Source organism: Mesorhizobium sp. M0019 (genome assembly GCF_040323975.1).
GTDB lineage: Bacteria > Pseudomonadota > Alphaproteobacteria > Rhizobiales > Rhizobiaceae > Mesorhizobium.
On record NZ_JAMYVK010000035.1, the window covers coordinates 62,934 to 77,816 of the forward strand.

The following is a 14,883-nucleotide window of genomic DNA, read 5'->3' on the forward strand; positions in this document are numbered from 1 at the left end:
ATTACGATGTGCCAAGGTTTCGTTGAATTCTGAACCCGAAACCCTCTTGCATAGTGGACCAATCGGCAGTAGCGTGTAGCGAAAGAGCCTAATAATGGTTCAGAAAAGGTTCAGGAGGAATCGAATGCGGGTCGCGACTTTTTCGATCGCCGGCGAACGTCGCGTAGGTCTTGTCGATCTTGGTGCCCGGACCGTCACACCCTTCGATTTCGCCGTCGATCAGGCGAGGAACGGCATCCTGGCCTTGATCGAGCGTAATGGAGCCGGCGTGCCGCGAACCCTGTCCCCGATCCCGCTGGCGCAGGTCGAGATCGAAGCGCCGATCCCGCAACCGCGCCGCAACATCTTCTGCGTCGGCAAGAACTATCACGAGCATGCGCATGAGTTCGCCCGCAGCGGTTTCGATTCCAGCGCCGGCGCCGGGGCGATCCCGAAACATCCGATCATCTTTTCAAAAGTGCCGGAATCGGTGGTCGCCAATCACGCCAATGTGCTGATAGATCCCTCCGTCTCTACGGCCATTGACTACGAGGCGGAACTTGCCGTCATCATCGGCAAGGGCGGGCGCGGCATCTCCAGGGAAAACGCGCTCGACCATGTCTGGGGCTACACGATCGTCAACGACGTCACCGCCCGCGACCTGCAAGGCAAATACAGCCAGTGGCTGATCGGCAAGTCGCAGGACACGTTTTGCCCGATGGGGCCATGGGCGGTGACCAGGGACGAGCTCGATCTGGCAACTGCCGGCATCCGTTGTTTCGTCAACGAGGATTTGCGCCAGGATTCCAGGATTTCGCTGCTCATCTTCGACATCCCGACCATCATCGCCACACTGTCGCAAGGCATCACGCTGAAGCCCGGCGACATCATCGCAACCGGCACGCCGGTCGGCGTCGGCATCGGCTTCGATCCGCCGAGATATCTCAAGGCCGGTGACGTCGTGCGCATCGAGATCGACGGCATCGGCGCGCTGGAAAACCGCTTTGCGGAGCACGTGCAATGACGACGGTGACAGTCGGCCAGGTTGTCGCGGAAGTCGTCGGCGAGGGTGCTGCCGTGGTGATGATCCCTGGTCTTGGCGGCACCTCGAACATGTTCCAGCCGCAGATGGCAGCACTTTCCGGCTATCGCGTCATCCGGCTCGACCTGCCGGGCTCAGGCCGTTCGCCGCGCCCGATCGAGCCGCTGACCATCGAAGGGATGTGTGAGGCGGTCATCCGCGCCATGGCCGGCATGGGTGTCGCGACTGCCCATTTCGTCGGCCATTCGATGGGCACCATCGTCTGCCAGCAGATTGCCGCGACGCAGCCTTCGCTGGTCGCCTCGCTGGCGCTGTTCGGTGCCTTGGCGGAACCTACTGAAGCGACGCGGCAAGGTCTCGGCAACCGGGCACGGCTGGCGCGCTCGGGCGGCATCGCCGATATCGCCGACCAGATCGTCGCCAACGCGATTTCGGCGCATACCAGGGAGACCTCGCCGGCCGCCGTCGCCTTCGTGCGGGAATCGATCACCCGCCAGGATCCGGAATCCTATGCGCGCACCTGCGAGGCGCTGGCCAAGGCAACTGCGGTCGATGCACGAAGGATTTCGGCACCGGCGCTGCTCATCACCGGCGATGCCGACACGGTCAATCCGCAGGGCGTCGGCCAAGCGCTTGCCGACAAGATCAAGGGCGCCGTATTCTCGTCACTGGATCGGTGCGGCCACTGGGCCACGGTCGAAAGCCCGCGCGACAGCAGCCAGAAACTCGCCGATTTTTTGAGACGGGTTGATAGGTAACGATTTTGGATCGGGCGTAGAATTACGCGCTCGGCAAGTTGGGAGGCTTGTGATGGCAGACGACAGCTGGAACGGTTCGAGCAGCACGCTGTTTACCAATGTGCGCGTGCTCGACGCCACTGGTGAATATCCTTACACGGGTGAGGTGCTGGTGCAGGGCAACCGCATCAAGCAGATCACCAAGGGTTCGTCGCGCTTCGGCCCGTCGTCCTCGTCCTCCTACGGCGGTGGCGCCACGGTGATCGACGGCATGGGCGCGACGCTGATGCCGGGCATGATCGACGCGCATCTGCATCTGTCCTGGAACAACGCCCCCGGCATCGACCCCATCCAGATGATGGAAATCGAAGAACACATGCTGGTCACCATGGAGATGGCCAAGCTGGTGCTCGACGCCGGCTTCACCGCCGGCCGCGGTGCCGCCGCCGCCAAGCCGCGTCTCGACGTCGTCGCGAAAAAATTCATCAATCAGGGCCGCTTCCCCGGGCCGCGCTATCTTGCGGCGGGGCCGGAAATCACCACGGTAGGCGGCCTTGGCGATTCCTCGCCCTCCCATATCCCCCATGAAGGCCTCAATCTCGGCATCGTCGTCTCCGGCCCCGAGGAAATCCGCCGCACCGTGCGCCAGTTGATCAAGTACGGGGTCGATTCCATCAAGCTCAATCTGTCCGGCGAGAGCATCACCGGCATGGGCGCCGAGGAAACGCCGATGTCGGAAGAGGAGGTCGCAATGGCGGTCTCCGAGGCGCGCTGTCGCAACAAGGTGCTGTCGGCGCATGCGCGCTCGTCGGGATCGGTGAAGCAGTGCGTTCGCCACGGCATCCAGAACATCTACCATGCCTCCTTCGCCGACGAGGAAGCGCTCGACATGCTCGAGGCGGTCAAGGACAAGCATTTCGTCGCGCCCGGCATCGCCTGGCTGATCAACACCGCGCGCCATGCCGAGCAGTGGGGCATCAAGCCCGGCTCGCCGCTGTCGCTCGAATATGAACGCGAGCTCGAAATGTGCATCGAGACGATGAAGAAGATGCATAGGCGCGGCATCCGCGTCTGCATCGGCGGCGACTACGGCTTTGCATGGACGCCACAAGGCACCAACGCCAAGGACATCCAGACCTTCGTCGAGATGCTCGGCTTCTCGCCGATGGAGGCAATCCAGGCCGGCACCAAATATGGCGGCCAGATCATGAACATGGGCGACGAGCTCGGCATGATCAAGGAGGGTTACCTCGCCGACCTGCTGCTGATCGACGGCGACCCGATTTCCGACGTGCGCATCCTGCAGGACAAGAACCGTATCCTCGCCATCATGAAGGACGGCAAGTTCCACAAGGCGCCGCGCATCAACGAGCAGCGCCGGCGGCTCACTGCATGAGCCTGCTTGACCAGCCATCCTCGCCGTCGCTCTCGGGCGGCGGCATGACACGCCGGCAGGCCTGGGGCCTCGTCGGCCTGCTTGCCGCCGCCGTCATCGCATGGCTGGTCTTCGCCATCTGGCCGGATTGGCTGAACGTGATCCTGATTTCGAAGAAGGCCTTCGTCAGCGCCATCCTCAACGGCATCACATTGGCCGGCCTGTATTTCCTGGTTGCCAGTGGCTTCACGCTGATCTTCGGCCTGATGCGCAACGTCAATCTGGCGCATGGCTCGCTCTATCTGCTCGGCGCCTATATCGGCTACGAGGTCACCAACCGCACCGGCTACTGGCTGCTCGGCGTCGCTGCCGGCTTCGCCGTGCTGGCCATCGTCGGCGTCGTCATGCAGGTCTTCGTTTTTCGTCGCCTTGAAGGCGATGACCTGCGCCAGACCCTGGTCAGCATCGGCATCTCGATCGTCGCCGCCGACCTGATGCTGGCGGTCTGGGCCGGCGGCACCTATCAGATCGCGACGCCGGAATGGCTTGACGGCGCCTTGACCTTGCCCGTCATCACCGCGGTCCGCTCCAACGGCGCCTCGGTCTTCCTCACCTATCCGCTCTATCGCATCGTCGTGCTGGCGGCGGCGATCGTCATCGGCGTCGGCCTGTGGTTGATGCTGCACAAGACACGCGTCGGCATGATGATCCGCGCCGGCGTCGACGACCGCGCCATGCTGCAGGCTTCCGGCGTCAACGTGCATGCAGTCTTCGCCATCGTCTTTGCCGTTGGCGCCGGCCTTGCCGGCTTTGCCGGTGTCGTCGGCGGCTCGGCCCTGTCCGTCGCGCCGGGTGAGGATGTCCGCTATCTCCTGGCCTCGCTGGTCGTGGTCATCGTCGGCGGCATGGGCTCGATCACGGGCGCCGCCATCGGTGCATTGTTGATCGGCCTCGCCGAGCAGATCGGCCTCGTCTATTTCCCGACCTACGGCATCGTGCTGACCTTCGTCATCATGGTGGTGACGCTGGCGGTGCGGCCGCAAGGCATCATGGGGAAGCCGAGATGAGCCTGACCATCGCCACAGACGGCACGATATCGCAGCAGAACTGGCTGGAGAAGCTCGGCGCCGGCCACATCATCCTTGGCGCAGCACTGGTGCTTTATCCCCTGGTGGCGTCCGATTTCTTCCTGACCCAGATCGGCGGCTATTCGATGATCTTCGGTATGCTGGGTCTGTCGCTGATGCTGCTCGCCGGTTATGGCGGCATGGTCAGCCTGGCGCAGATCACGGTCGCCGGCATATCAGCCTATGCCATCGCCATCCTCGGCAACAATAATTCCAATATTCTGGGCTTCGGCTGGCCGTGGTGGCTCGCCGTGCCGTTCGCCGTTCTTGCTGCGGCACTGGCGTCGGCGCTGATCGGCTGGATTTCGGTGCGCACCGAGGGCATCTACACCATCATGATCACGCTGGCGATCGCCACCGCGACCTATTATTTCGCTCAGCAGAACTACGCCATCTTCAATGGCCATTCCGGCTATGCCGGCATCCGCGCGCCGGCGTTCTGGGGCATCGGCTGGCGTGACGCGAAGCCGTTCTACTATCTCTGCTTTGGCCTGGCTGTGCTGTGCTACGCGGCGGTGCTCTATGGCTCGCGCTCGACCTTCGGCATGACCTTGCAGGCGATCCGCGACAACCCGCGCCGCATGCGCGCGCTCGGTTATCACGTCACCGCGCACAAGGTCTTTGCTTGGGCTTTGGCCGGCGTCATCGCCGGACTGGCCGGCGTGCTGCTGGTCTGGTTCAACGGCCGTGTCTCGCCGGGCACCATCGGCGTCGATGCCGCGATCGACGTGCTGATCATTGCCGTCATCGGCGGCCTTCGCCATCCGATCGGGCCGTTTCTCGGCGCTGTCGTCGTTATCCTGATGCAGACCTTCGCCATCGACATCGTCGGCGCCGAGCGTTTCAACACGCTGATCGGCATGGTGTTCCTGGTGATCGTCTTCGTCTCACCAGATGGAATTCTTGGGTTGTGGGGGAGGATCAAGCCACATCTTGCCCAGGAATCCTTGCGTCCCGGCTCGTAGCCGCCGGGATGGAATGAACCACTGCAAAATGAAATCAATGGGAGGAAAATCATGAGGATGCATAGACGCACATTGCTGGCCCTGGCGGTGTTCACCGGGCTGACCGCACCGTCGCTGGCGCTGGCTGCCGACGACACCGTCAGGATCGGCCTGCTCGCCACCTTCGAAGGACCGTTCACGGTGCTGGGCGAAGACGGCGAGCGCGGCGCCATGACGGCCGTTGCCGAGATGAACGGCACGGTCGCGGGCAAGAAGATCGAGATCGTCAAGGGCTCGTCGGACGCTTCGCCCGACAGCGCCGTGCGCGCGGCGCGCAAGCTGGTCGAGCAGGACGGCGTCAAGGTGCTGGTCGGCCCGCTCTCGGGCGACGAAGGTCTGGCCGTCAAGGACTATGCCAAGACGCAGCCGAACGTGACCTTCATCAACGGCACCTCGGCCGCGCAGGACACGACGTTGCGCGATCCGGCGGAAAACTTCTTCCGCTTCTCGACCGATGGCGCCCAGTGGATGGCCGGCCTCGGGACCTACGCCTTCAAGGACAAGGGCTACAAGAAGGTCGCCACCGTCGCCGAGGATTATTCCTTCCCCTACACGCAGGTGTTCGGCTTCATGGCCGAGTTCTGCAAGGCCGGTGGGCACGTGCCGTCGAAGTCCTGGGTGCCGATCGGCAACAAGGACTTTTCTTCGGTCATCGCGGCGATCCCGGAAGACGTAGATGCGATCTATGTCGCGCTCGGCGGCGCCGATGCCGTCAATTTCCTGACCCAGTACCAGCAAGGCGGCGGCACCGCGCCGCTGATCGGCGGTTCGATCACTGTCGACCAGACGGTGCTGACATCGAAAGGCAAGCTGCGCGATGTGCTGAAAGGCACGCCGTCAGCCGGGCCGACCGCCGACACCAATGACGCGCCGGCCTGGAAGACCTTCGTCGACGCTTATAAGAAGCAGCCCGGCGCCTTCCCCTCGCCTTCGCTCTTCGCCCATGGCTACTATGTGAACATGAAGGCGACGCTGCTTGGTCTCGACAGGGTCGGCGGCGATGTCTCCGACGGTGGCAAGAAATTCCGCGATGCGCTGTCGAAACTGTCGTTCGACACGCCGACCGGCAAGGTGTCGCTCGACAAGAACCGCAACGCCATTGCCGACATCTTTTTGACCGAGGTCACCGAAGGCGCCGACGGCAATCTCCTCAACAAGCTGGTCAAGGTCGTGCCGCAGGTCAACCAGACGCTCGGCATTCCCGAAGGCGAGTTCATGAAGCTCGGCGCGGTCAACCGCGACAATCCGAGCTGCCCGTAACGGCGCCTTACAAGAGTACCGTCAATGACCGAAAACCTGGCCGCAAACCGTCTGCAGAGCTCCGGTGCCTATGCGCTGGAACTCGACGCCGTGGCACGGCATTTCGGGGCACTGGTGGCGCTCTCTGGCATCAATATGAGGATCGCGGCCGGTGAACGGCGCGCGGTCCTCGGCTCCAATGGCGCCGGCAAGACCACCTTGTTCAACGCCGTCACCGGTGACTTCCTACCGACGGCAGGACGCATTCGCTTCTTCGGCGAAGACATCACCGACCTGCCGCCGCATGAGCGCATCCGGCGCGGCCTGCGACGTACCTATCAGATTTCGCAGCTGTTCAAGGGCTTGTCGGTCCTCGATTCCATCTTTCTCGCTTGCCGTGGCGTGTCGCGCCGGCGGTTTTCGCTGCTGCGCCCCGCCATCACCGACGTCAACATGGTGCAGGCGGAATCGATCCTCAACGCCGTGCATCTCGAAGCCTATCGCGACACGCTTGTGGCGACGCTGAGCCACGGCCAGCAGCGGCAGCTGGAAATCGCGCTGGCACTTGCCGGTGCGCCGCGCTTCATCCTGTTCGACGAGCCGGCGGCCGGACTTTCGCCGACCGAACGCCGCGACCTCGTCGCCATCCTCAACGCGCTGCCGAGGCATATCGGTTACATCATCATCGAGCACGATCTCGATGTAGCGCTGCGCGTCTCGGAATATGTCTCGATGATGCACAATGGCCGTGTGTTCAAGGAAGGCACGCCGCAAGAGATCGAAGCCGACCCGGAAGTCCAGGAGATCTATCTCGGGGGCAAGCATGGCTGAGCGTTCTGCCGGCAAGGCCAACAGGGCCATCCTGAGGGTGGAAGATCTGCAGGTTTTCTATGGCGAGAGCCATGCGCTGCAGGGTGTCTCGCTGACGCTGGAAAGCGGCGTGCTGTCGGTGGTCGGCCGCAATGGCATGGGCAAGTCGACGCTGTGCAACACCATCGTTGGCCTCAAGCGGGCGAAGTCTGGCTCGGTCCGCGTCGACGGCCGCGAGATATCAGCACTTGAGCCGCACGAGATTCATCGCCTTGGGGTCGGCTATGTCCCGCAAGGACGTCGCGTCTGGCCGAGCCTGACGGTCGATGAGCACCTGCGGCTTGCCGCCGGCAACCGGCGCGATGCCAGCTGGACCGTCGAACGCGTCTACCAGACCTTCCCGCGCCTGGCCGAACGGCGCGGCAATGGCGGCTCGCAACTGTCGGGCGGCGAACAGCAGATGCTGGCCATTTCGCGAGCGCTGCTCAGTGATCCGAAGCTGCTGGTGATGGACGAACCGACCGAGGGCCTGGCGCCGATCATCGTCGAGCAGGTCGAGCGGATGCTCATCAACCTCGCCGCCGAAGGCGAGATGGCGGTGCTCGTCATCGAGCAGAATATTGGCGTGGCGACCGCGGTCTCGAACCAGGTCGCCATTATGGTCAACGGCCGTATCAACCGGCTGATGGACGCCAAGGCACTCGCCGCCGACCGCGAATTGCAGCAGCGGCTGCTCGGCGTCGGCCGCCATGCCGAGGAAGCGCCTGCCACGCCGGCCGAAGCCGCGCAGGCAAAGGAACAACTGGCGGAGGTCTATCGTGTCGACCGCACTGGCGACGGTGCGGCCGAACCGACGGCGCGGAACGGCGTCTATCGCCCGGTCACGGAATTGCCCAACCGCTGGAATGTGCCGGTCGCCGAGATGCGGCAGGCAGCGGTCGACAAGACGGAACGGCAGGATAATCTGAAACAGGTCTTCGCCATCCCCTTCGCAGAGCGCATCGGCCGGACCGTGCTGGTCGCTGGCACCTTCGACACCAAGGGCAAAGAATTGCGCTTCGTTGCCGAGCGGCTTAAGTCGCTGGGCATTCCGGTTCGCACCGTCGACCTGTCGACATCGGGAAAACCGACCAGCGCCGACGTGCCCGCTATGCAAGTCGCCGGCATGCATGCGCGGGGCTCGTCCGCTGTCTTCACCAATGATCGCGGCGGTTCGGTCAGCGCCATGGCGGACGCTTTCGCCCGCTGGATCGAACGCGAGCCGCGCATCGGCGGCGTCATTTCGGCTGGCGGTTCCGGCGGCACCACGCTCGCCACGGCTGGCATGCGGGCGCTGCCGGTAGGCATTCCCAAGCTGATGGTGTCGACGGTGGCAGCCGGCGATGTCGCCCAATATGTCGGCGGCGCCGACATCATGATGTTCCATTCGGTCGCCGATGTGCAGGGGCTGAACTCGATCACGGAACAGGTGCTGTCCAATGCCGCGCACGCCATGGCCGGCATGGTCGCGCAACTGCCCAGCGGCGAGGCGTGGGAAGCAAAACGCAAACTGGCGCGGCCAGCTGTCGGCATCACCATGTTCGGCGTCACCACGCCGGTCGTACAAGCGGTCACCAAACGGCTTGAGGCCGACTATGACTGCCTTGTCTTCCACGCCACCGGTGTCGGCGGGCGCACCATGGAAAGTCTTGGCGATTCCCGGCTGCTATCGGCGTTCCTTGACCTCACCACCACGGAAGTGGCCGACATGATCGTTGGCGGCGTCTTTCCGGCGACCGAGGATCGCTTTGGCGCGGCGATCCGCACCGGACTGCCCTATCTCGGCTCGACCGGCGCGCTCGACATGGTCAATTTCGGTCCGCGCGACAGTGTGCCGGAGAAATTCCGCAGCCGCAGATTCGTCATCCACAACCCGAACGTCACGCTGATGCGCACCACGCGCGATGAGAACCGCGCTTTCGGCGAATGGATCGGCGCGCGGCTCAACGCCATGAACGGCCCGGTGCGCTTCCTGCTGCCCGAAGGCGGCGTCTCGATGCTCGACGTGCCCGGCCAGGCCTTTCATGACCCGGAAGCCGACAACGCACTGTTCGAGGCCCTAGAGAAGACTGTTCGCCAGACGCCGCTGCGCCAAGTCGAACGGGTGCGCAGCAACATCAACGATACGCCTTTCGCCGACGCTGTGATCTCTGCGTTCCACGCGATCACGCCGAAGCTGCAGAGGCGGGCATGAACAATTGGACTTCGCCACCGTGCGGGTGGATGTTTGAAAACACTGCCGGTCGCCTCGTGCCGACCGTATTGTCTTGGGGAGAATAGATCATGGTCGCGCAAACCTTTGGCGCTTTCTTGCTGTGGCTGATCATTGCCGCGGTCGTCGTGGTGATCGCCGTCTATATCTTGCGCTGGCTCTATCGCCGCTCGACCAAGGAGACGGCGTTTGTGCGCACCGGCTTCATGGGCGAGAAGGTCGTGGTGAATGGCGGCGCCTTCGTCATTCCGGTGCTGCACGATATCACCCCGGTCAACATGAACGTGCTGCGCATCGAGGTGCGTCGCGAGGATGGTTTTGCGCTGATCACCAAAAACCGCATGCGCGTCGACCTGATCGCCGAGTTCTTCGTCCGCGTCGGCGCCAGTCGCGACCTGGTGGCGGCCGCTGCGCAGACGCTTGGTCGCCGCACGCTGCAGCCCGATAGCCTGCGCGAATTGCTGGAAGGCAAGTTTGCGGGCGCCCTGCGCACGGTCGCAGCCCAGATGACGCTGGAGGAGATGCATGAACTGCGCGGCGACTACGCCGCCAAGGTGCGCAGTCTCGCTTCGGAATCGCTCGCCGCCAACGGGCTCGAGCTGGAAAGCGTCGCCATCGTCGATCTTGATCAGACCAGCCTCGAATATTTCGACCCGTCCAACGCCTTTGACGCCGAGGGCCTGACGCAACTGACGGAATCGATCGAGACCCGCCGCCGGATGCGCAATGAGATCGAGCAGCGCACGCTGGTCGATATCCGCAACCAGAATCTCGACACCCAACGCAAGGTGCTGGAGATCGACCGCGACAGCGAATATGCCCGCCTCGAACAGGAACGCGAGGTCGAGATCCGCCGTGCCGCGCAACGTTCGGAACTCGCGATCGAGCGCGCGTTGCGCGACCAGGAATCCGAACAGGCGCAGCTTTCATCGCGCGAAGCCGTCGAGAAATCGCGCCTTAACCAGGAGCGCAACATCACCGAGGAGCGCATCAAGAGCGAGGAAGACACGCAGCGTCGCGAGATCGCTCGCCGCCGTTCGCTCGACGAGACCGAGATGAAGATGCGTGAACTGACCGAGCGCGAGCAGATTGCGCTTGAATTGTCGCTGGAAAAGGCCCGCATCGAGCGCGAGGGCACGCAGAGCCAGCTCGAGATCGAGCGCAGGAAACTGCTCGAGATCGCAGAACTGGAGCGTCAGATAGCGCTTGCTGAAAAGGCGCTGGAAGTGACGACGGCAGAGGCGGAAAAGCGCCGCGCCGAGATCGTCGAGAACCAGGCGACCGAGACGGCGCGGATTGCGCAGGATGGCGCCATCGACGAGGTCAGGATCGCAAGGGAGCGTCACCTCGAAGCACTGCAGATCGCCAAGCGTCAGGCCTTCGAGGAAGCCGAGATTTCGGCTGGCGAAGAGGTCGAACGCGCCCGCATCACCACCGAACGCGGCATCGAGGAGGCGCGCCTGATCAAGGACCGCGATATCAGGCAGCTTGGCGTCGATCGCGACCAGAAGATCGAAATTGCCGAGATCCAGAAGGCGATCGATATCGCCAAGAAGACGCAGGAGCGGTCCTCGGCGATAGCGGCTTCCGAAGCCGTGCGTGCCAAGGCCATCCAGGCCGAGGAGCAGGCCTTCACCGCCCGCGAGCGCGAGATCGCCGAGCGCCGCAAGCTGACCGACCTAATCGGCGCGCAGCGCGAGGCCGAGCGCGATGCCTTGCGCATAGTCTCTGCCGCGGATGCCGAGATGAAGGCGGCAAAGAGCCTCGCCGAAGCGCAGAAGATTGCCGCCGTAGCCTCGGCGGAATCGGAGAAGATCCACGCCCTTGCCGCGGCCCAGCGCTACGAGGTCGACGCCGCCGGTCACCGCCAGCTCAACGAGGCCGAGAACATTCTTTCCGAGGGCGCGCGGGCCGGTCGCTTGCGCGGCAAATTGCTCGATCACATGGAAGGCATCATCCGCGAAAGCGTAAAGCCGATGGAGAAGATCGAGGGCATCAAGATCCTGCATGTCGACGGCATCAATGGCGGCACAGGCGGCAACCGCAACGTCACCGACGAGGTGATCGACTCGGCGCTGCGCTACCGCGTGCAGGCGCCGATGATCGACAATCTGATGAAGGAGATCGGCATCGAAGGCGGCTCGCTCGGCCGCATGACCGACGTGCTGCGCGACGCCAAGGATATTTCCAACCTGACCCGTGACAAGAAGGGCAAGGGCAAGGCCGCCAAGGACGACGATGACGATCGCGATCATTGAGGGGATGATCGCGCGGTCAGCGATGCGCGCCAGGCGACGGGTTCTCAATGATGTCAATGGCTGGCTGAAATGACCAAGGTCTATGTCTCCTCGGTCATCCCCGCGCCGGCGGCGGAAGTCTGGAAGGTCGTGCGCAATTTCGATGGCTTGCCGGGTTGGGCGCCGTTCGTCGCCGAAAGCCGCATTGAACAGAATGCGCAAGCCGACCAGATCGGCTGCATCAGGAGTTTCACGCTCAGGGATGGCGGGCGTATTCGTGAAAGGCTGCTGGCGCTGTCAGACTATGATCTGTCCTGCAGCTATGCGATCCTGGAAAGCCCGATGGCGGTGGAGAATTATGTCGCCACGCTGTCGCTGACGCCGATCACCGATGGCAACCTGACGCTCGCCGAATGGCAAGCGGAGTTCGACTGCGCAGCCGATCGCGAAGCTGGCCTGATGCAGCAGATCGGCAATGGCGTGTTCCAGACCGCTTTGACGGCTCTGAAACACCGGTTCGGGCGCTGACGTCAGCCAATGGTCAGGGTTTGCCAGAGCACGATCATCGATGCACCGATCGACGAGGTCTGGGCGATCCTGCGTGATTTCAACGGCCATGACCGCTGGCACCCGGCAATTGCCTTCAGTGAGATCGAGGGCGGCGAACCGGTCGACGCGGTCGGCTCCGTGCGCCACTTCCGGCTGGCCGACGGCGGCGAGTTGCGCGAACAACTTCTGGCGCTGTCCGACAAGGACCGAAGGCTGAGCTATTGCCTGCTCGAGGCGCCGCTGCCGCTGATGGGCTATGTCGCCTCGGTGCGGCTGAAGCCGGTGACCGACGGCAATGCCACCTTCTGGGAATGGCGCTCCGAGTTCGACCCGCCCGCGCATCGCCGCGACGAACTGGTCAAGCTGGTCACCGAAGGCATCTATCAGGCCGGCTTCGCGGCCGTGCGCAATCTCCTGCGACGCGGAAGTGTGGGCTCGCCGGTCGATGCAAGACCATCCCCAGCAGTAGTCGCCCAGATGCCATCCGCAAGCGTGCCGCGTTTCGTCCCAACCCTTGCATCATCTGGCCAGGCCGCGACAACCAGGGCGATCGTCGTCGAGCGCTATGGCGGCCCGGAGGAGTTGCAGCTCAAGGAAATCGGACTACCGCCGCCCGCGTCGAACGAGGTGCGGATCCGTCATACGGTGATCGGCGTCAATTTCATCGACGTCTATTGCCGCACCGGTTTCTTCGATCTTCTGCAACCGCCTGGCGTGCCGGGCATGGAGGCCGCCGGCGTCATCGAGGCAGTTGGCTCGGCGGTGTCGGGCTTTGCGGTTGGCGACCGTGTCGCCTATGCCTGTCCGCCGGTCGGCGCCTATTGCGAGCGGCGCAACATGGCGCCCGAATTGCTGATCCATCTGTCCGACGACATTAGCGACGAAATTGCGGCAGCCGGCCTGCTCAAGGGTGTTTCCGCCAGTTTTCTGCTGCATGATGTCCATGCCGTGAAGCGCGGCGACATCGTTCTGATCCATGCGGCAGCCGGTGGCATCGGCCAGTTGCTGGTGCAATGGGCGCGTCATCTCGGCGCGACGGTGATCGCCACGGTGTCGAGCGATGACAAGGCGCGCATCGTCGAGCGTCTCGGCGCGCACCATCTCATCGTCTACTCCCGCGAAAATTTCGCCGAGGCGGTCATGCGGCTGACAAATGGCGCGGGCGCCGATATCGCCTATGACGCGGTCGGCAACGACACCTTCGCGGGCTCGCTCGCAGCCCTTGCCGTGCGTGGCCATCTCATCAGTTTCGGCCAGGCTTCGGGGCCGGTCGGCAATTGGGACATCGGCCGCTTCGCCACCAAGTCAATCACACTTTCGCGGCCCAACTATGCGCACTATACCGACACACCGCAGAAACTCGCATCGCACGTAAACCGCTTCTTTGCCGTGTTACGACAGGGGATTGTCAGGGTCGCTTCGCCGAGGCGATACGATCTTGCTCAGGCTGCGGACGCCCATCGCGATTTGGTGTCTCGGCGAACTACCGGCGCGCTAGTGCTGAGGGTGTGAGGCGGCGATATGGTGTCCGACCGTCCTTTTTGCACACCGTTACCGCCGTTTGAGAGGTCAAGACTGCTTGGACGTAAGCGGTGTTCCGGGCACCTTTCGAGGGCTGGCCTGCGGGACAATGTCCGCAGCCTTTGAAGGCTTCGACATATGATTCAGAGCCTGCCTTAAGTGGACTGATCCGGCCTGCGGAAGCTCGCCTCTACGGTGGCCTGTTCTCGTGACGAGTCGGCTGGTCGATCAAGGAAGAGTCACCGACACTCATCGCCTTGATATCATGGAGCGACGGAATGGCCTCACCGATCGACAAACAATTTGGCTTTGCGATCCACGATGCGGCACGCCTACTGACCCGACGGTTCGAAGCTCTGGCTCAGCATCATGGTTTTACCCTTCCACAATGGCGGGTGATCGGCCAGTTGTTTCGAATCCCATCGCGATGCCGACTACGCCGACATACAGTTGGAGTTTCTCCCACTCCTGCGCAGAGTGGTAGATGGCAAGCTGAAGGCCTTCCCGGGCTTTCAGTTGTGGATCGACTTGTCCCGTCCCAGTGCGCGCGGCCATGTACGGCTACGTTCGGCCAATCCCGAGGAGTCCACCTGAAATCATTTTCAACCATCTGAGCACCGAAGACGATCGTCGCGATATCGTTCGTGCGGTCCGGGTGGCGCGCGAACTGTTTGCCCAACCTGCCTGGGATGACATTCGAGGGAGAGAGGTCAGCCCCGGTGGCGACGCGCACTCACAGGCAAACGCAGCGGCTGCACGATGCTCGGATCGGGGAGCAGGTTCGGAGGTGATCGGACGGATCCTTCTTTGGTTTCTGGCGATCGGGAATGCGCCGGCACCCTCCGGGGACCCCGGATCATCCAGCGTCACAGCTGGATATGCACGGCAATCGAATTACGCTCCACGAGGTGGGCTCCCAGAACACAATGCTCGAAAGGTAACGTGGCCTCCGCCAGCCTCTTCAAGAGAAGCTCCGCTGCCGTCGCTCCAATCAAATGTGCCGGCTGCGCGA

Annotated in this window: 11 protein-coding genes; all 11 read left to right on the plus strand. The window is 63.2% G+C overall.

Going from position 1 to position 14,883, the window contains the following annotated elements; translation table 11 throughout:
- Window positions 1-124 precede the first annotated feature (124 nt).
- The 11 genes from NKK47_RS23400 to NKK47_RS23450 all read left to right on the plus strand — a co-directional run bounded on the left by NKK47_RS23400 (window position 125) and on the right by NKK47_RS23450 (window position 13,862).
- Window positions 125-1,003 (plus strand): fumarylacetoacetate hydrolase family protein, encoded by an 879-nt coding sequence (locus tag NKK47_RS23400; protein WP_352578393.1) that lies wholly within the window; start codon window positions 125-127, stop codon window positions 1,001-1,003.
- Complete coding sequence (locus NKK47_RS23405) at window positions 1,000-1,779, plus strand: alpha/beta fold hydrolase (protein ID WP_352578394.1); 780 nt, start codon at window positions 1,000-1,002, stop codon at window positions 1,777-1,779. Before NKK47_RS23400 ends, NKK47_RS23405 begins: the two co-directional genes overlap by 4 nt.
- A 52-nt stretch (window positions 1,780-1,831) precedes the next feature.
- Window positions 1,832-3,154, plus strand: coding sequence for a metal-dependent hydrolase family protein (locus NKK47_RS23410; protein ID WP_352578395.1), 1,323 nt, complete (start codon window positions 1,832-1,834; stop codon window positions 3,152-3,154).
- Window positions 3,151-4,200 (plus strand): branched-chain amino acid ABC transporter permease, encoded by a 1,050-nt coding sequence (locus NKK47_RS23415; RefSeq protein ID WP_502905035.1) that lies wholly within the window; start codon window positions 3,151-3,153, stop codon window positions 4,198-4,200. The genes NKK47_RS23410 and NKK47_RS23415 overlap by 4 nt, the downstream gene beginning before the upstream one ends.
- Entirely contained in the window at window positions 4,197-5,225 is a 1,029-nt protein-coding gene (locus NKK47_RS23420; protein WP_352578396.1) for a branched-chain amino acid ABC transporter permease, read from the plus strand. Before NKK47_RS23415 ends, NKK47_RS23420 begins: the two co-directional genes overlap by 4 nt.
- Window positions 5,226-5,276: 51 nt before the next feature.
- Window positions 5,277-6,524 carry an ABC transporter substrate-binding protein gene (locus tag NKK47_RS23425; protein ID WP_352578397.1) on the plus strand — a complete coding sequence of 416 codons (1,248 nt, stop codon included), beginning with the start codon at window positions 5,277-5,279 and terminating at the stop codon, window positions 6,522-6,524.
- A 24-nt stretch (window positions 6,525-6,548) separates the two neighbouring features.
- Entirely contained in the window at window positions 6,549-7,334 is a 786-nt protein-coding gene (locus tag NKK47_RS23430) for an ABC transporter ATP-binding protein (protein WP_352578398.1), read from the plus strand.
- Entirely contained in the window at window positions 7,327-9,546 is a 2,220-nt protein-coding gene (locus NKK47_RS23435) for an ABC transporter permease (RefSeq protein WP_352578399.1), read from the plus strand. The genes NKK47_RS23430 and NKK47_RS23435 overlap by 8 nt, the downstream gene beginning before the upstream one ends.
- Before the next feature lie 89 nt (window positions 9,547-9,635).
- A complete protein-coding gene (locus NKK47_RS23440; protein WP_352578400.1) occupies window positions 9,636-11,822 on the plus strand; it encodes a flotillin family protein in 2,187 nt (728 codons plus the stop codon).
- A 69-nt stretch (window positions 11,823-11,891) separates the two neighbouring features.
- Complete coding sequence (locus tag NKK47_RS23445; protein WP_352578401.1) at window positions 11,892-12,329, plus strand: SRPBCC family protein; 438 nt, start codon at window positions 11,892-11,894, stop codon at window positions 12,327-12,329.
- A 9-nt stretch (window positions 12,330-12,338) separates the two neighbouring features.
- The gene (locus NKK47_RS23450; RefSeq protein ID WP_352578402.1) at window positions 12,339-13,862 is read left to right on the plus strand and encodes an SRPBCC family protein; all 1,524 of its coding nucleotides are present in this window, start codon (window positions 12,339-12,341) and stop codon (window positions 13,860-13,862) included.
- Window positions 13,863-14,883: the final 1,021 nt, after the last annotated feature.